This is a genomic window from Zobellia sp. OII3, assembly GCF_002211465.1.
GTDB classification, from domain to species: Bacteria; Bacteroidota; Bacteroidia; order Flavobacteriales; family Flavobacteriaceae; genus Zobellia; species Zobellia galactanivorans.
On sequence record NZ_MWRZ01000006.1, the window covers coordinates 207848 to 224257 of the forward strand.

Here is a 16410-nt window from a genome sequence, read left to right on the forward strand (position 1 = left end):
AAAACCGGGAATTGGGGAATTTAGCAAAAGTTACAATAAAATACTGATAATCAGTATTGTTTTGATGTCTTGTTTAGCCTAGGAAGGGGTACCTGTAATCCGTTGGGGTCACAAAAGTCTCCTTAATAAGGCGGGGAGAAACCCATCTTAACAAGTTTTGGGCCGAACCGGCCTTATCGTTGGTTCCGGAAGCCCTAGCGCCGCCAAAAGGCTGCTGGCCTACAACGGCTCCAGTCGGTTTGTCGTTGATGTAGAAGTTGCCGGCACAGTTTTGTAGTGCTTTGGTAGCTTCGTCGATCGCATATCTGTCGGTAGACAAAACGGCTCCTGTCAAGGCGTATTCCGAGGTTTCGTCAACGAGCTTAAGGGTTTTGGACCAATCTTCGTCCTCATATACATATACCGTAACCACTGGGCCGAACAATTCGGTTTCCATGGTGGTGTATTTGGGGTCTGTGGTAAGGATGACCGTAGGCTCTATAAAATACCCTTTCGATTTGTCGTAGTTTCCACCGATGATTACTTCGGCATTGTCGTCGTTTTTGGCTTGATCGATGTATTTGGCCAATTTGTCGAATGAACCTTCGTGGATAACCGCCGTTACAAAGTTGCTCATATCTTCGGGGCTTCCGGGTTTGTTGAACGAAGCAACGTCTTTCTTGACAGATTCAAGAATTTCTTCCGATAACGATTTAGGAAGGTAGACGCGCGAGGCCGCACTACATTTCTGACCTTGGAATTCAAAACCGCCACGAACGATGGCAGTGGCCACTTGCTGTGGTTTTGCCGATGGGTGTGCGATGATGAAATCCTTTCCGCCGGTCTCCCCAACGATTCTTGGATAGGTTTTGTATTTATGGATGTTGGTTCCTATCTGCTTCCAAAGTTCTTTGAAGACATGGGTAGAACCTGTAAAATGGATACCTGCAAAATCAGGACTGTCCAATACGGTCTCGGTAATCATTACCGGATCTCCGTAAACTACGTTGATCACTCCGTCGGGAAGACCTGCTTCCTTGAAGATGTCGACGATTACCTTTGCCGAGAATACTTGGCTGTCGCTGGGTTTCCATACCACTACGTTACCCATCATGGCGGCACTTGCTGGAAGGTTTCCGGCAATGGCGGTAAAGTTGAATGGGGTAATGGCGTAAACAAAACCTTCTAGGGGTCTATATTCTACACGGTTCCAGATACCTTCGGCCGAATCAGGTTGCTCTTCGTAGATCTGTGACATGTACTCTACGTTAAAGCGAAGGAAATCGATCAACTCACAGGCTGCATCGATTTCGGCCTGATGTATGGTTTTCGATTGTGCGATCATGGTAGCGGCATTGATCTTTGCCCGGTAAGGCCCTGCGATCAATTCGGCAGCCTTTAAAAAAATGGCGGCACGCTGTTCCCAAGTAAGGTCGGCCCAAGCCGATCGAGATGCCAAGCCGTTTTCAATGGCCTGGGTCACATGCTTCTTTTCGGCTACATGATATTGGCCTACGATGTGTTTATGGTCGTGTGGGGGAGACATCGGCTTGGTATTACCGGTCTTAATTTCTTCTTTACCTATATATAAGGGTACGTCTACATTCCCGTTAAAATAAGCACGGTACTGTTCTAAGACTTCTTCTCTTTCGGGAGAGCCTGGTGCATAACTTTTTATCGGTTCGTTGATAGCTGTCGGTACTTGAAAAAAACCTTTGCTCATAATACTTTAATTAAGTTTTAAAAAATAGAGCGTAAAGGTAGGATTCTTAGTGCGAATAAAAAATTGCTATGGGGGTAATAATGCCCGTAAACTATGCTAAAAAAAGCATAAAGCCATAGGGCGTGAACCCACTGTAAAACCAATGTGCTAACAGTTTTTTTTAAATCGGCGTAAAAATACTATGATATTGAAAGGGAATGGCTTAATTCAGTGCAAAAGGGGCGTGAAATTTAAACGTAGGAATATAGACCCTAAATTTTTCGGTGGAACTAAAATTTACCATATTGTAATGGCCTCTCATAGCGCCGATGGGCGAGGCTAAAAGGCAACCGGAAGTGTAAGTGTGCGATTCGCCGGGTTTGATGACCGGTTTCTTGCCGATTACACCTTCCCCGTCAAGGATCTCTAGCTCGTTAAGGGCGTCGTAGATTTTCCAGTGACGCGAGGTCAGCTGTACGGAGTCTTTACTTTGGTTTTCTATGGTGATGGTGTAGCCAAAGGCAAAGTGCATTTTATAGTTCTTGAAGAATGTACCCTCAAAACTGGTGTTTACCGAAATTTTTATGCCCTTGGTTACCTGTGTGATCATAAGCGTTTCCTTCTAAAAGGTGATAATGTTTCCGGTAAAAAGAATTACCGTGGAAAATATAGCCAATATAAAAAAAATAGTGTTGAGAAAGAGATATTTAACAATAGTTTTGAATATGCTCTGCCCGTAAAAATTCCGCATAGCCGCAAAAAGGTATGTCGAAAAAATCATTAGAAAAATCCAATTGCTGTTTGTTTTGAAAACGGAGTCAATCAAATAACTAATAATGAGCAAGATAAACAATAAAGCGGTGTTGTGGAAACTAAAGATCAAATGATCGGTGTAACTGTATTTTTTTCTGATATATACCAGCCAGATAAATAGGGTGAAGACCGGTAAAAAGAAAAACACGACGAACGGTAATTTTGAGATCAAGGTGCTTAGGAAGCTGCCGGGCGATTTTTGGAGTTTTAAGAACCCGTTGGCGATGTTGAATGCCATTTTGTTCTCGAAAGTTTCGGCAAATCCGTATTTCTGCTCTATATCTTGGTAGTCGTAAATGGTGTCGTGCTTCAAAAGGGTGGTGAACAAAACGTGCTTGGCGCTGAAGCGGTCGCCTAAAAGACCTTGGTCTATTTTCTTTAAATGGGCGCCTGGGTCGAGTAAGAGCAATGAGTCGCGCTTGCGCTTTCGCTCTTTGTATGTGTCGTAGTTTACCGCTTTTTTAAGGGAATCGATTTTTTGTGATAATACGACTTCCTCTTCGTTTGACGGATCTAGCGTCAATTCGGAAATCACGTCTTCAACGGCCGAGAAGTCCTGAGCGGCATATTTGTCCAGTTTTGAAAAATTCCCCGTAAAATTTATCATCAAAAAATAGATGATGGCAAGGCTTAGTAAAAACCGAAACGGGTTGGTAAAAGAAATGCGCTTGCCGTCGATATAGTTTCTTGTAATCTTTCCCGGTCTGATGAGTAGGGTAGAGAGTGTGCGGAACAATCGTGAGTCGTAGGCGATCAGGGTGCCGAAAAACTCGTCCACATAATCTTTGAGGGATATTTTTTTAGTGCTGTTGGCCTGCGAGCAATTGGGGCAATACCTGTCACTTAGGTCTAGGGGATGTCCGCAATTGAGGCATTCGGTACCTCGGTATTTGAGGTGGTACCTTCCTTTTCCTGATATTATGGGCTTGTCGTTCATTTGTCTTGAAAAAATACAAGGCCAAGGGGGGGCGGTTTAGTTACTGATATTCCTCGAGTTGGCCGAGCCAACGCCGATAATGCTGTCATATAGGTCACCGAAGTTTCTGTAATATACCAAAATAAGGTAGTTGTTCTCGGTGAAGTGGTAGTTGCCGCAAATGGTATTGAGTTCTATGCTGCCATCTTCGCGTTTTATAACGTATTTATAGTTGTAGAAGCCTTGCTTGAGTTTGATTTGGGCTTCCATCATCCCGTTATTTTCGTTATAGGTCATTTTGTTCCCCTCGTTCAGGGCGTAATTGTTGTGCTTCCCGAAAACATAGACCTCGTCTAGGGCCAGGCGTTCGTCGTAGGGTAGGGCAAAATGGACCATGGTGTACTCCGCTTCCCTGCTATTGTCGTCGCCTTGTAGGGTGCGAACGACAAAGTCGCCGTTGATGTCGGGGTAATAAGTATAGGGTTGGTCGGCACGATATTCGTCGGCAAACAAATAATGGTCGTAAAGTTCACCGATTTCTATTCTTGAAATTTGCGATGTCGGTGCCCTAAGGTCGCTGGTGTCGAAATTCAGGAATTCGTTACCGCCATAAAAACTGGTTTCTTGGTCGTATTTGTAGACCAGTTCGGATCCCAAGGTGTATTGCGGGGCTATATTATAAAGTGCCGTTTCCCATTGATGGTTCTGTAAGATGGCCACTTTTACTTCTTTTTTCGGGTTGACCAGCTGAAAGTTTCCGGCGTTGATGCTGAATTGTACCACTTGTTTTTCGTTCAGGAAGTTGAAATCACGCGAACGTTTGACCGTGCCTCCTACGGTGACGAGGTTTTTATAGACGACAAATCGCCTTGAAAATTGAAGTTCGTAGCTATCGTTGTAGATTTCCAATATGAAATTGCCGCTAACCTTTAATCCTACGTTTTCGTTGGGTATGGTCAGTTTGTAGTTGGAATAGGACTGTAGGGTGGAGTAACTGTTCTCGTAATCGGTGATGCGTTGGTTGTCTACCCCATTGAGGTATTGCGACTTTAAAAGTTGCGACGGTTGCCAGTCGTAATCGCAATGGACGATCTTGTAATAATAGTCCCGTTCCTCCGCCGTAATGTCGTCAAACTCGAGCTTGATGCTCTCGCCGAGCTCTACTACGGGAAATTGGTCTTCCGTAGGTCCTCCAAAGATGACGGTCTTAATATGTTCCGGAGGATTCACTTCCACTTGAACCTGAGCCCATATTGAAGATGCTAAAACGAAGGAAAAAACCAGTGTAAGATTCAAGCGCATTACCAGCTATTTTTTGTTGCAAAGGTAAACAAAAAGCTTGCCCAAAAAATTTAGATCGCTGTGTGGCCTAAATTTCTAGGCATTTATTATGAAAACAATCCTTTTAGTATTATTTTTGCTCGAAATTTTGTTAACCTAAGGTCTAGAACAATATGTCTAAAGACATCAGGATTAAAAAGGGCTTGAACATAAATCTTGTTGGAGCTGCAGATCAAACTACCTCAAAAGCCGTTTTAAGTAACGTTTATGCCATAAACCTAAACGATTTTCACGGAGTCACACCTAAAATGTTGGTAAAGCAAGGTGCTGAAGTCAAAGCGGGAGAACCAATTTTTTACAATAAGGACAAGGAAAACATGCTTTTCGTCTCGCCGGTAAGTGGTGAGCTTGTAGAGATTGTAAGGGGCGCAAGAAGGCGCATTCTCACGTTAAGGATTTTAGCCGATAAAGAGCAGGCCAACGTTTCCCACGATTTGTTAAATGTTGAAAACGCCTCTAAGGAAGAGGTCAAGGCATACTTGTTGAAGACAGGGTGCTGGCCTTTTATCAAGCAACGGCCGTACGACGTTATAGCGAATCCGGATGTGAATCCGAAAGCGATTTTCGTTTCAGGATATGTTACGGCGCCACTTGCTGCGGATTTGAATTACGTTTTGCAAGGAAAGGAAAAAGAACTTCAGGCCGCATTGACCGCCTTGGGCAAATTGACACCCGGTAAGGTCCATGTTTCTGTCGGAAAATCCGATAACTCCCCATTGGCCGGTGTAAAAGGAGTGGAGCTGCATAAGGTTTCGGGTCCGCATCCCGCAGGCTTGGTCGGTACGCAGATCAATAAAATCGATCCGATCAACAAAGGGGAGACCGTTTGGACGGTAACGCCACAAGACTTGGTGATCATCGGTGAGTTGTTGCTGACCGGTAAGTTTAACCCTGAGCGTATCGTGGCCTTGGCCGGATCGTCGGTTAAAGCGCCAAAGTACTACAAAACCAAAATTGGAACCGAAATCTCTACCTTTTTATATAGTAGCGGTGTTGAAGGTGATAATTTTAGGGTAATCAACGGTGATGTGCTTACGGGTTCAAAATCGGCACCTGATGGGTACTTGGGTTACTACAATAACACGGTAACGGTGATTCCTGAAGGGGATGATTACGAATTCTTTGGATGGAACAAACCTGTTTTCAATAAAATATCGGCTACAAGGGCATTGACGTTCTCATGGATGCAGCCCAATAAAAAATACGACCTGACTACAAATACCAACGGGGAGCACCGTGCTTTTGTGGTAACGGGTATGTATGAAAAAGTATTTCCGTTAGATATCTATCCTATGCAGTTGCTTAAGGCGTGTATGGTGAAAGATTTGGATGAGATGGAGCAACTGGGGCTTTATGAAGTGGCGCCGGAGGATTTCTCGTTGACCGAGTTTGTTTGTGTTTCAAAACAACCGCATCAACAGATCATTAGGGAAGGATTGGATCTATTGCATAAAGAAATAGGATAAAAGATGAGTGATAAAAGACTGACTTTCAAAAAAAGGCTGCACATTTTAAAGCACCATTACCGTGGCAAGAAAATGGCGCCGGCCTTCAATGCGTTGCATACATTTTTGTTTGCTCCTGACGAAACCACGCATTCGGGTTCGCACGTAAGGGCGGCAGATGATTTAAAACGTACCATGAACACGGTGATCATGGCCTTGGTGCCGGTATTGATTTTTTCAATGTTCAATGCGGGCTACCAACACTATTCGGCCATAAACGGATTTCCTCAAGATTTCTCGTTGATGAACGATTTCCTTACTTGGGACAACTTCTGGATCGGAATCATAAAAGTGCTTCCGTTATTAGTGGTGTCTTATGGAGTGGGACTTCTAGTTGAATTTATATTTGCCGTAATCAAAGGGCATGAAGTGGAAGAAGGCTACTTGGTAACGGGTATGTTGGTTCCCTTGATCGTTCCTATCGATACGCCACTTTGGATGTTGGCCGTGGCCGTAGTTTTCGGTGTGGTCATCGGTAAAGAGGTCTTTGGTGGTACCGGGATGAATATCCTGAACCCCGCGCTTACCATAAGGGCCTTCTTGTTCTTTGCTTATCCTACATGGATGAGTGGTGACAAGGTTTGGGTATATCAGGCGGTTGAACGCGCCGGTGGCCCCGATGCTATTTCTGGTGAGACTATTTTAGGGTATTTGGCACAGAATAAAGCGGCCGAGATGTCGTATTCGGTATCGGATATGTTCTTCGGTTTTATACCGGGTTCTGTCGGTGAGACTCCTACATTCTTGATTCTTTTGGGAGGCTTGTTCTTGATCTTTAGTAAGATCGCTAGCTGGCGTATTATGCTAAGTGCCGTTATCGGTTCCTTGGTCATGGGCTTGGTCTTCAACGGAGTTGTCGATGCAGGCTGGATCGATGAGACCAGCAAGTTTTACGGTCTTATGAGTTTTGAATTTTGGAAACATTTGATCGTTGGTGGTTTGGCCTTTGGTATTGTCTATATGGCTACGGACCCGGTTACGGGCGCACAGACCAATAGGGGGAAATGGTTCTACGGATTCTTTATCGGTTTCCTTTCGGTAATGATACGGGTATTCAACCCCGCCTATCCTGAAGGGGTCTTCTTGGCCATTCTTTTAATGAACGTTTTTGCTCCGACAATTGACCATTATGTGGTTCGTGGAAACGTAAAACGTAGAATGAAACGACTCAAAAATGCAACCATCTTGCCTAAGGATTCGGAAGGCAAGGCAAACGAACTTCACGCAGAAACCGTATAGTTATGGCAATCAATACAGATAAAAATTCATATACCGTTATTTTCGCTGCCGTTATGGTAGTGATAGTAGGTTCTATTCTCGCTTTTGCGGCCTCCGGTCTTAAAGATAGGATAGCCGAGAACGAACGGTTTGAAAAGCAACAGAACATTCTTTATGCCATGGGCGTAAACGAAAATGTTGACGAGGGTAGTGTAAACTTCGTTTCTACCGATAAGGTAGAGGGCGAGTTTAAAAAGTATATCAAAGAGCAATTGGTTATCGAAGGTGGTGAAATTACCAAAGACGACCATGCGTATTTGATCGATATGAAAAAGCAAATGGCTATCGCCGCCAAAGGTGAAACGCCCAAGCTTCCGTTGTTGATCGGGGAAAAAGACGGGGAGACCTTCTATATCATCCCGATGTACGGAAAAGGTCTTTGGGATGCCATCTGGGGTTTTATCGCAGTTGACAAGACCATGACCGTTAAAGGGGTCTATTTCGACCACAAAGGTGAAACACCGGGTCTAGGGGCAAACATCAAGCAGCGTTATTTTATGGATGATTTCACTGGTGAAAGCATCCTTAAGGGTACGGCCTTTGAAGGTATTACCGTAGCCAAGGGAAATAACGACCCCTTGAACAATACAAAAGATGACAACGAAGTCGATGCGCTCGCAGGAGCAACAATTACCGGAAACGGGGTGTCGGCTATGATTAAAGAGAGTGTACATCTCTATGAGGACTATTTAAAAACCGTTAGCGCAAAATAATATGGCACTATTAACAAAAAAAGATGCAAGTCTAATAACAGACCCGTTAGCCGATAACAACCCTATTACCATTCAGGTATTGGGTATATGTTCTGCGCTGGCGATTACGGCAGAGTTGAAAGCTTCCGTAGTAATGGCGGTCTCGGTACTTTTCGTTTTGGCTTTGGGTAACGTGGTGATTTCCTTGATGCGAAACATCATTCCTTCCAAAATTAGGATTATCGTTCAGTTGATCGTGGTAGCTACCTTGGTAATTATCGTGGATCAGGTCTTGAAGGCCTTTGCCTATGAGTTGAGTAAAACGCTTTCGGTATTTGTTGGTCTGATCATTACCAACTGTATCATTATGGGACGCTTCGAGGCTTTTGCCTTGGGTAACGGTCCGTGGAGGTCGTTCTTGGATGGTATCGGTAATGCCTTGGGTTATGGCGTTATCTTGGTCATCGTAGGCTTCTTTAGGGAGCTTTTGGGATCAGGAACTTTATTCGGTTATCCTGTCTTAGGAAATCCGATCGAAAAGACGGGCTTGTATTCCATAGGTTACGAGAACAACGGATTTATGATTATTCCACCGGCGGCTTTGATCGTTGTAGGTATTATCATTTGGGTACAGCGTTCAAGAAATCCGGCCTTGGTCGAAGATCATTAATTAAGGTAAAAAGATAGAATTATGTTAGAGCATATTGAATTATTTTTTAAGTCCATCTTTATAGATAATATGGTGTTCGCCGTATTCTTGGGGATGTGTTCTTACTTGGCAGTATCTAAAAAAGTAGCTACCGCCGTAGGTTTGGGAGCTGCCGTAATTTTTGTACTGGCCGTTACCGTTCCCTTGAACTGGTTGTTGGATCAGTATCTTTTAAGGGATGGTGCGTTGGTGTGGTTAGGACCTGAATACGCCGATTACAACTTGAGCTTCCTTTCCTTCATCCTATTCATTGCCACCATTGCTACTATGGTACAATTGGTAGAGATCGTAGTGGAGAAATTTTCACCTTCACTTTATAACTCCTTGGGTATTTTCTTGCCTCTGATCGCAGTAAACTGTGCGATATTGGGGGGCTCGCTTTTTATGCAGTCAAGGGATATCCAAACCTTGGGCTTGGCTTTCAATTACGGTGTTAGCTCTGGTATCGGATGGTTCTTGGCCATCTTGGCCATTGCCGCTATTCGCGAAAAGATCAGATACTCCAATGTACCGGCCCCGTTAAGAGGTCTGGGTATAACCTTTATTATAACAGGTTTGATGGGTATCGGTTTCCAAAGTTTTGGAGGTATGTTGACAGGTGGTGACGACGCTGCCCCTGTTAAGGAAGAACAACAAGTGGTTAACGACAAGGTATCGGAAATCGAGAAGAAAGAGCTTGAAAAGAAAGATATCGAGGAAAAGGAAATTTCTTATAACGACGCAATAAATAATTAGATATGCTATTAGCAGCAAGTACCGGCGGAACTATTCTTATTACAGTAGTCGCATTTTTGATACTCTTAATGATTTTGGTGGCCCTCTTATTGTTCACCAAGGAAAAACTATCGCCTTCGGGTCCCGTTACCATTACGATCAACGGGGAGAAGAAGATAGAGGTGGGCTCGGGAAGTTCATTGCTTTCTACACTCGGTAACCAGAAAATTTTCTTGCCGTCGGCTTGTGGTGGCGGTGGAACCTGTATTCAGTGCGAGTGCCATGTGCTTTCCGGTGGAGGTGAGGCCTTGCCTACAGAAACACCCCACTTCTCTAAAAGGGAATTGAATGCGGGAGCTCGTTTGGCCTGTCAGGTGAAAGTAAAACAAGACATGGAGATTACCATACCCGAAGAGGTATTCGGTATCAAAAAATGGCCTGCCAAAGTGGTTCGTAACTATAACGTAGCCTCCTTTATCAAGGAATTCGTTGTTGAGATCCCCGAAGATATGGGATACAAGGCTGGGGGATATATCCAAATCGAGATTCCGGAATGTGAGATCAAGTATTCCGATATCGATATTACCGCCCACCCGGAAGAACATGAAACACCCGATAAGTTTCAAGCGGAGTGGGACAAGTTCAACCTTTGGCCTTTGGTAATGAAAAACCCTGAAACCGTAGAGCGAGCCTACTCGATGGCTTCTTACCCTGCGGAAGGAAGAGAGATCATGTTGAACGTTCGTATTGCGACTCCACCATGGGATCGTGCCAAGAACGGGTGGATGGATGTTAACCCAGGGGTGGCTTCATCTTATATATTCTCCTTGAAACCTGGTGACGATGTAGTTATCTCAGGACCTTACGGTGAATTCTTTATCAACGAGTCCGATGCTGAGATGTTATATGTTGGTGGTGGGGCAGGTATGGCGCCAATGCGTTCGCATTTGTACCATTTGTTCAAAACCCTTAAGACCAACAGAAAAGTAACGTATTGGTACGGTGGTCGTTCTAAAAGGGAACTTTTCTACATTGACCACTTTAAGAAATTAGAGCAAGAGTTTCCAAATTTCAAATTCTATATGGCACTTTCTGAGCCTATGGAGGAAGATAACTGGAAGGTTAAGGAAAATATTGATGCACCGGGTGACGGCTTCGTAGGCTTTATCCACAACTGTGTGATCGAGCACTATTTGAACCATCACGAATCACCTGAAGATATAGAACTTTATTTCTGTGGACCTCCATTGATGAACAAGGCGGTACAGAAAATGGGTGAAGACTTTGGTATTCCCGATGAGCATATCCGTTTTGATGATTTTGGTGGATAATCATATACGTACCAACAAAGGAGTTTTAGTATGTTATATCGTACAAGCTTTTTAAATTGAATAAAAACCGATGTACTAACATCGGTTTTTTTTGATCTAATTTTTTTAGAGTTATGGGGAAACCGTTAACGGACCGAGAACTGCATAACCTGGCCATGAACATTGTGGGGCGGGAGCTTGAGGCTGAGGGCTACGATTTTATGGGCGTGAACAGCGAACCTAAAAAGAATCCCCAATTTGTTTGCCTAAAGGATAAGGTATTGCATTTTATCGTGGTACGCTATGTACCGCACCCGAAAGACCCTACGGTTTATGACGAGGCCTTAATGGCTAAAATGAAGGATCATGCCAATAAGCATGAAGCGCGAACCTATTATGCGGGGGTGGGACTGTCAAATGCCGAGAACCAAGATTTACCGGTATATTTGAACGAGGCCTATATTGTTGATTATAGAGGTTTAATTGAGATTGAAGATGAATAGATTGATAGTGTTTCTTGTCGGATTGCAGTTGATTTCATGTGGTGGTCCGGGTGGTATGGTCCGAAACGAAGCATCGGGTGCGGCCTTGGGTACTTCGTATAACCTGATATATCTGTCGCCTGAAAAGCTCGACTTGCAAAAGCAAATCGATTCGGTCTTTGATGCGGTCAACCATTCCTTGTCGACCTATATTCCGACCTCCGATATTTCGAGGATCAATAAGGGCGATTCTACCTTGGTAGTGGATCATATGTTCAGGGAGGTTTTTAATTTGTCACAAGAAGTGTACACCCATACGAAAGGCCATTTTGATCCCACTGTGGGGATTTTGGTAAACGCTTGGGGCTTTGGCCCGGGAAAACAAATGGAGATGGATAGCGCCCGCGTAGATAGCCTTCTGCGTTATGTGGGTTTCAATAAAGTAAAGCTTACCGAGCGCTTTACCGTTCAAAAGACCGAACCCGATATCTATTTCGATTTTAATGCCATTGCCAAAGGATATTCCATTGATCGCTTGGCGAAGCTGATGGAGATGCACGATGTTGAAAACTACTTGCTGGAAGTAGGTGGGGAGCTCGTGGCCAAAGGTCAAAACCAGATCAAAGGGAAGCCTTGGGTCGTGGGAATAGAAGATCCTACCATTGAAGACGATCGAAAATTGAAGGCTACCATCCAACTTCAGGATAAGGCCTTGGCCTCATCGGGAAACTACCGGCATTTTAGGGAAGACCCGGTCAGCGGGGTAAAATATGTGCATACGATCGACCCCATTACGGGGTTTACCAAAAACTCCAATACCTTGGCCGCTACCGTACTCGCCGATAATTGCGCAAAAGCCGATGCTTATGCTACTTCCTTTATGGCAATGGACTTAGATGAGGTGTTGAAGCTTTTGACGGTTAGGCGCGAGCTGGAGGCCTATATTATCTTTTTTGATGAGAAGGGGGAAACCCACGAGTTTATGACCCCGGGTTTTGAGGCTTTGCTGACGAAATCTTAGGCCGGTTTTTTTACCAGGGGAATGATTTCACCCTTGGCCAATCGGTACCTGTCTATGTCTTCGGGCGAAAGGGTGGCGGTATAGTCTACTTCCTCGACGATAAAACCTATGCTTCTTAACTTGTCGAAATAATCGCGACCGTAAATGCGAACGTGGTCGTACTGCCCGAATATCTTCGTGCGTTCCTTTTTGTCGGTGATGCTATCATCTTCAAAGGTGGTCTCGCGTTCCAAGTCTTGCGGAATCTGTAAGATGCCCCAACCTCCCTTTTTCAAGACGCGATAGAGCTCCTGCATGGCCTTGGTGTCGTCCGGTATATGTTCGAGCACATGGTTGCACAAAATCACATCAAAGCTGTTGTCTTCAAAAGGTAGGTTACAGATATCGGCCTTTACATCGGCTAGGGGCGAAAAAAGGTCGGTAGTAGTGTAATCTAGGTTTTTCAGTTTTCTAAAGCGCTTGTAAAACGCCTGTTCCGGGGCAAAATGGAGCACCTTTAGGTTTTCGGTAAAGAAGTTCGATCGATGTTTTAGGTAAAGCCATAACAAACGGTGCCTTTCCAAAGACAAGGTGTAAGGGGCAAGCACATTTTCCCTGGGGCTTTCGTAACCGTAGGGTAAAAAGCGCTTGAACCTTTTGCCGTCAATAGGGTCTTCATAGCGATTGCCGCGCATCCAAAGACCTAAAAGCGGTCGCACTAGGTAGCTTAACTTGATAAGCAGCGGCCTAGGAACGGCATTTAGAATGAACTTGAAAATTTTGGACACGTATGGAACGGGTTTGTTCGGGTTACCTATATCCGCTCTTGCTTAAAGAACCAATTTTTTCTGATGGAACTGATCTTCTTCGTCGCTTTCGATACCTAGGGCTTCATAAATATACTGATAGGTAGAGAGAAGCTCGGGTTTGCCGTTAACGATGGCCACATTGTGCTCAAAGTGGGCACTGGGCTGACCGTCGGCCGTTAAGATCGTCCAACCGTCCTTGAGTTGCTTGATGCGCCGTGTTCCCATGTTGATCATAGGCTCTATGGCAACAACAAGACCTTCCTTGAACTGTTTTCCACGACCGCGTTTACCGTAGTTCGGCATTTCAGGGCCTTCGTGTAATTTCTTGCCCAGACCATGGCCTACCAATTCGCGAACTACGCCATAACCGTGACTCTCGCAATAGTTCTGAATGGCATAGGCCACATCGCCAACGCGGTTTCCCGCCTTGAATTGGGCAATGCCCAAATACAATGATTCTTTGGTGACCTTGAGTAGTTTTTTGGTCTCTTCCGCTATTTCACCAACGGGAAAGGTATAGGCGTGATCGCCGTAGTAACCGTTTTTAAGGGCACCACAATCTACCGAAATAATATCGCCTTCTTTCAAAGGTTCTGCGTTGGGTATGCCGTGCACCACTTGGGCGTTCGGACTCATGTTCAACGTATTCGGAAAATCGTACATGCCCAAGAAACCTGGTTCAGCGCCCTGCTCCCTGATAAAATCTTCTGCTAATTTATCAAGATATAGGGCGGTGACACCTGGTTTTATCTCCGATGCCAGCATGCCCAAAGTTCTTGATACCACCAAGGCGCTTTCACGCATTAGTTCTATTTCCTCGGGTGTTTTTAATTTGATCATAGCGGCAAAGGTAAAAATATTTGATGTTATTGACTAAACAAGAGCCTTTCTTGTCATTAATTCGGGTTGGGGAACGCCCATCAGTTTTAAAATGGTAGGGGCGATATCACCCAGAACACCGTCTTTGATCTCTTTGATTTCCTTGTCGACCAAGATCAATGGTACGGGGTTGGTGGTATGTGCGGTATTCGGACTACCGTCAGGATTTACCATGGTGTCACAGTTACCGTGGTCGGCAATGACTATGGAAGTATAGCCGTTCTCCAGTCCTGCCGTTACTACATCCTTGGCACATTCATCGACCACTTCACACGCTTTGATAGCGGCAGACATAACTCCCGTATGGCCTACCATATCAGGGTTGGCAAAGTTTAGGCAGACAAAATCGACCTCTCCTTTTTTCAATTCGGGAATGATGGCGTCCCTAATGTCATAGGCGCTCATTTCCGGCTGTAAGTCGTAGGTGGCTACCTTTGGGGAAGGACATAGCAAACGTTGCTCGCCATTGAAGGGCTTTTCACGGCCACCATTGAAGAAAAAGGTAACGTGCGGATACTTTTCGGTCTCGGCAATACGAATTTGCTTTTTATTCGCCCTTTCCAAGACTTCGCCCAAGGTGTCCTTGATATTGTCTTTGTCGTAAACCACGTGAACCCCGGTGTACGAATCGTCGTAATTGGTAAGGGTTACGTAATACAGGTTGAGTTTGTGCATGTTCTGTTCATGCATATCGTTCTGGCTCAAGACTTCGGTAAGCTCGCGTCCACGGTCGGTCCTGAAATTGAAGAAGATGACCACATCGTCATTTGAGATTTTGGCAACGGGGCTTCCCTTACTGTCGGTCATTACAATGGGCTCGATAAACTCATCGGTTACGCCCTTGTCATAGTTCTCCTGCATTTTTGCGGCAATATCGGCGGTTTTATCACCTTCGGCATTTACCATAAGGTCATAGGCTTTCTTTACGCGCTCCCATCGTTTGTCGCGGTCCATGGCAAAATACCTTCCGATTACGGAAGCCAGTTTGGTATTTTTATCGCTACAGAAATCGCTCAGGTCCGTCAAGAAACCTTTTCCGCTTTTGGGGTCTACGTCCCTACCATCGGTAAAGGCGTGAACGAACATATTTTTTACGCCACTGGCGTTACCGGCCTCAATAAGTCCTTTGATGTGGTTGATGTGGCTGTGTACCCCACCATTGCTCAACAAGCCTAAAAAGTGTACGGGTTTGTCGTTCGCCTTGGCATAGGCAAAGGCATCTTGTAAGACCTTTTCGTCTTTCAAGGTGTTCTCTTTTACGGCCAAGTTGATCTTTGCCAAATCTTGGTATACGATACGTCCGGCACCAAGGTTCATATGGCCCACTTCGCTGTTTCCCATTTGACCTTCGGGCAAACCTACGTTCATACCATCGGTAAGAAGGTTGGCGTTCGGGTAGTTTTTGTAAAGGGAGTCGACAAAGGGAGTATTGGCATTGTCTATTGCGGAGACCTTGGGGTCGGGCGATTTGCCCCAACCGTCAAGAATCATAAGTATTACTTTCTTGTTCATGGGTTCTGAAAATTAGATTTTCAAAAGTACTGTGATCTATGAGGAAATACCAATTATGACGGGGCTTTTTTACGGTGATTTCAACATTGTTAGAGATACCACATTTTACTGTTCGAAATAGTATTTTTTAAATTTCTGGGGAAGGACGGCATTACAGCGCTACCGAGGGCAAGACGCTTGAAAATGGATGTAAAGGGCCGATAAGCCCTATTGCAGATCAAGGGTTGTAGGAAGCCCAATTGTTAAAATTCTGTTATTATGCCCCAAATCTTGTAACAAGATGGCGAAAATCAAGTCTATCTAGTACAATCAATAAAAATTCATCAATTAAAATCACTCATCATGAAAAAAACAGTATTCACTTTCGCTATGGCCTGTTTGGTCGGATCTACAGCCTTAATGGCCAATGACAACACTACTACGAACAATGCACCGGCATTTGAAATGTACCGGACTTTAGAAGTAAATTCTTTCTGCAAGGCAATTATGCAGGGCGATTTTGACACCGTAAAAAAATTGATAGAACTGGGCGAAGACGTCAACCAAAAGTCTTTGGGAATGACACCGGCCATTTTTGCCGCACGCTATAACAGGGCCGAAATCCTAGAATTGTTGATTGCAAATGGGGCAAGCCTAAAGATCAAGAGCGATAAGGGGTATTCCATAAAAAAATACGCAGAGCTATCCAATGCGGTCGATGCCCTAAGGGTCATTGATTCGGCCATGGGAAGCTAAAAGCTTGAATTGGCCCGATTGCTATGAAAACTAA

Annotated in this window: 16 protein-coding genes; 9 read left to right on the plus strand and 7 right to left on the minus strand. The window is 44.6% G+C overall.

Annotated elements, in window-relative coordinates:
* Positions 1–73: 73 nt before the first annotated feature.
* The 4 genes from pruA to B4Q04_RS16295 form a co-directional block, all read right to left on the minus strand.
* Entirely contained in the window at positions 74–1702 is a 1629-nt protein-coding gene (gene pruA / locus B4Q04_RS16280) for an L-glutamate gamma-semialdehyde dehydrogenase (RefSeq protein ID WP_088697440.1), read from the minus strand.
* A 202-nt stretch (positions 1703–1904) separates the two neighbouring features.
* The gene (gene apaG / locus B4Q04_RS16285) at positions 1905–2291 is read right to left on the minus strand and encodes a Co2+/Mg2+ efflux protein ApaG (RefSeq protein WP_013992129.1); all 387 of its coding nucleotides are present in this window, start codon (positions 2289–2291) and stop codon (positions 1905–1907) included.
* A 12-nt stretch (positions 2292–2303) separates the two neighbouring features.
* Entirely contained in the window at positions 2304–3431 is a 1128-nt protein-coding gene (locus tag B4Q04_RS16290; RefSeq protein WP_088697441.1) for a DUF3667 domain-containing protein, read from the minus strand.
* 36 nt (positions 3432–3467) lie between these two features.
* Positions 3468–4712 carry a DUF5103 domain-containing protein gene (locus B4Q04_RS16295; RefSeq protein ID WP_013992127.1) on the minus strand — a complete coding sequence of 415 codons (1245 nt, stop codon included), beginning with the start codon at positions 4710–4712 and terminating at the stop codon, positions 3468–3470.
* A 152-nt stretch (positions 4713–4864) separates the two neighbouring features.
* Here B4Q04_RS16295 and B4Q04_RS16300 point away from each other — a divergent pair, with 152 nt between their 5' ends.
* The 8 genes from B4Q04_RS16300 to B4Q04_RS16335 all read left to right on the plus strand — a co-directional run bounded on the left by B4Q04_RS16300 (position 4865) and on the right by B4Q04_RS16335 (position 12462).
* The gene (locus tag B4Q04_RS16300) at positions 4865–6217 is read left to right on the plus strand and encodes a Na(+)-translocating NADH-quinone reductase subunit A (protein WP_013992126.1); all 1353 of its coding nucleotides are present in this window, start codon (positions 4865–4867) and stop codon (positions 6215–6217) included.
* A gap of 3 nt (positions 6218–6220) precedes the next feature.
* Positions 6221–7495 (plus strand): NADH:ubiquinone reductase (Na(+)-transporting) subunit B, encoded by a 1275-nt coding sequence (locus B4Q04_RS16305; RefSeq protein ID WP_088697442.1) that lies wholly within the window; start codon positions 6221–6223, stop codon positions 7493–7495.
* A 2-nt stretch (positions 7496–7497) separates the two neighbouring features.
* Positions 7498–8247, plus strand: coding sequence for a Na(+)-translocating NADH-quinone reductase subunit C (locus B4Q04_RS16310; protein WP_013992124.1), 750 nt, complete (start codon positions 7498–7500; stop codon positions 8245–8247).
* Between the two features lies 1 nt (position 8248).
* Positions 8249–8896, plus strand: coding sequence for an NADH:ubiquinone reductase (Na(+)-transporting) subunit D (locus B4Q04_RS16315; RefSeq protein ID WP_013992123.1), 648 nt, complete (start codon positions 8249–8251; stop codon positions 8894–8896).
* 21 nt (positions 8897–8917) lie between these two features.
* The gene (gene nqrE / locus B4Q04_RS16320) at positions 8918–9670 is read left to right on the plus strand and encodes an NADH:ubiquinone reductase (Na(+)-transporting) subunit E (RefSeq protein ID WP_013992122.1); all 753 of its coding nucleotides are present in this window, start codon (positions 8918–8920) and stop codon (positions 9668–9670) included.
* A 2-nt stretch (positions 9671–9672) separates the two neighbouring features.
* Positions 9673–10980, plus strand: a complete 1308-nt coding sequence (gene nqrF / locus B4Q04_RS16325) for an NADH:ubiquinone reductase (Na(+)-transporting) subunit F (RefSeq protein WP_013992121.1) — start codon at positions 9673–9675, stop codon at positions 10978–10980.
* A 113-nt stretch (positions 10981–11093) separates the two neighbouring features.
* Positions 11094–11462, plus strand: coding sequence for a hypothetical protein (locus B4Q04_RS16330; protein ID WP_013992120.1), 369 nt, complete (start codon positions 11094–11096; stop codon positions 11460–11462).
* Positions 11455–12462, plus strand: coding sequence for an FAD:protein FMN transferase (locus tag B4Q04_RS16335; protein WP_088697443.1), 1008 nt, complete (start codon positions 11455–11457; stop codon positions 12460–12462). Before B4Q04_RS16330 ends, B4Q04_RS16335 begins: the two co-directional genes overlap by 8 nt.
* On the opposite strand, the gene B4Q04_RS16340 is transcribed toward B4Q04_RS16335, so the two are convergent.
* The 3 genes from B4Q04_RS16340 to gpmI are packed head-to-tail and all read right to left on the minus strand — an operon-like array spanning position 12459 to position 15641.
* The gene (locus B4Q04_RS16340; RefSeq protein ID WP_013992118.1) at positions 12459–13229 is read right to left on the minus strand and encodes a class I SAM-dependent methyltransferase; all 771 of its coding nucleotides are present in this window, start codon (positions 13227–13229) and stop codon (positions 12459–12461) included. The genes B4Q04_RS16335 and B4Q04_RS16340 overlap by 4 nt on opposite strands.
* Positions 13230–13271: 42 nt before the next feature.
* A complete protein-coding gene (map, locus tag B4Q04_RS16345) occupies positions 13272–14090 on the minus strand; it encodes a type I methionyl aminopeptidase (RefSeq protein ID WP_013992117.1) in 819 nt (272 codons plus the stop codon).
* 33 nt (positions 14091–14123) lie between these two features.
* Positions 14124–15641 carry a 2,3-bisphosphoglycerate-independent phosphoglycerate mutase gene (gene gpmI / locus B4Q04_RS16350; RefSeq protein WP_088697444.1) on the minus strand — a complete coding sequence of 506 codons (1518 nt, stop codon included), beginning with the start codon at positions 15639–15641 and terminating at the stop codon, positions 14124–14126.
* A gap of 342 nt (positions 15642–15983) precedes the next feature.
* Between gpmI and B4Q04_RS16355 the strand changes: the two genes are divergently transcribed.
* Positions 15984–16376, plus strand: coding sequence for an ankyrin repeat domain-containing protein (locus tag B4Q04_RS16355; protein WP_088697445.1), 393 nt, complete (start codon positions 15984–15986; stop codon positions 16374–16376).
* Positions 16377–16410: the final 34 nt, after the last annotated feature.

Excerpts from the sequence above, each read along its gene's own strand:
- pruA (WP_088697440.1), bottom strand. The coding sequence starts at position 1,702 with ATGAGCAAAGGTTTTTTTCAAGTACCGACAGCTATCAACGAACCGATA.
- B4Q04_RS16295 (WP_013992127.1), bottom strand. The coding sequence starts at position 4,712 with ATGCGCTTGAATCTTACACTGGTTTTTTCCTTCGTTTTAGCATCTTCA.
- nqrF (WP_013992121.1), top strand. The coding sequence starts at position 9,673 with ATGCTATTAGCAGCAAGTACCGGCGGAACTATTCTTATTACAGTAGTC.
- B4Q04_RS16305 (WP_088697442.1), top strand. The coding sequence starts at position 6,221 with ATGAGTGATAAAAGACTGACTTTCAAAAAAAGGCTGCACATTTTAAAG.
- B4Q04_RS16290 (WP_088697441.1), bottom strand. The coding sequence starts at position 3,431 with ATGAACGACAAGCCCATAATATCAGGAAAAGGAAGGTACCACCTCAAA.
- B4Q04_RS16310 (WP_013992124.1), top strand. The coding sequence starts at position 7,498 with ATGGCAATCAATACAGATAAAAATTCATATACCGTTATTTTCGCTGCC.
- B4Q04_RS16300 (WP_013992126.1), top strand. The coding sequence starts at position 4,865 with ATGTCTAAAGACATCAGGATTAAAAAGGGCTTGAACATAAATCTTGTT.
- B4Q04_RS16315 (WP_013992123.1), top strand. The coding sequence starts at position 8,249 with ATGGCACTATTAACAAAAAAAGATGCAAGTCTAATAACAGACCCGTTA.
- gpmI (WP_088697444.1), bottom strand. The coding sequence starts at position 15,641 with ATGAACAAGAAAGTAATACTTATGATTCTTGACGGTTGGGGCAAATCG.
- map (WP_013992117.1), bottom strand. The coding sequence starts at position 14,090 with ATGATCAAATTAAAAACACCCGAGGAAATAGAACTAATGCGTGAAAGC.
- apaG (WP_013992129.1), bottom strand. The coding sequence starts at position 2,291 with ATGATCACACAGGTAACCAAGGGCATAAAAATTTCGGTAAACACCAGT.
- nqrE (WP_013992122.1), top strand. The coding sequence starts at position 8,918 with ATGTTAGAGCATATTGAATTATTTTTTAAGTCCATCTTTATAGATAAT.
- B4Q04_RS16330 (WP_013992120.1), top strand. The coding sequence starts at position 11,094 with ATGGGGAAACCGTTAACGGACCGAGAACTGCATAACCTGGCCATGAAC.
- B4Q04_RS16335 (WP_088697443.1), top strand. The coding sequence starts at position 11,455 with ATGAATAGATTGATAGTGTTTCTTGTCGGATTGCAGTTGATTTCATGT.
- B4Q04_RS16355 (WP_088697445.1), top strand. The coding sequence starts at position 15,984 with ATGAAAAAAACAGTATTCACTTTCGCTATGGCCTGTTTGGTCGGATCT.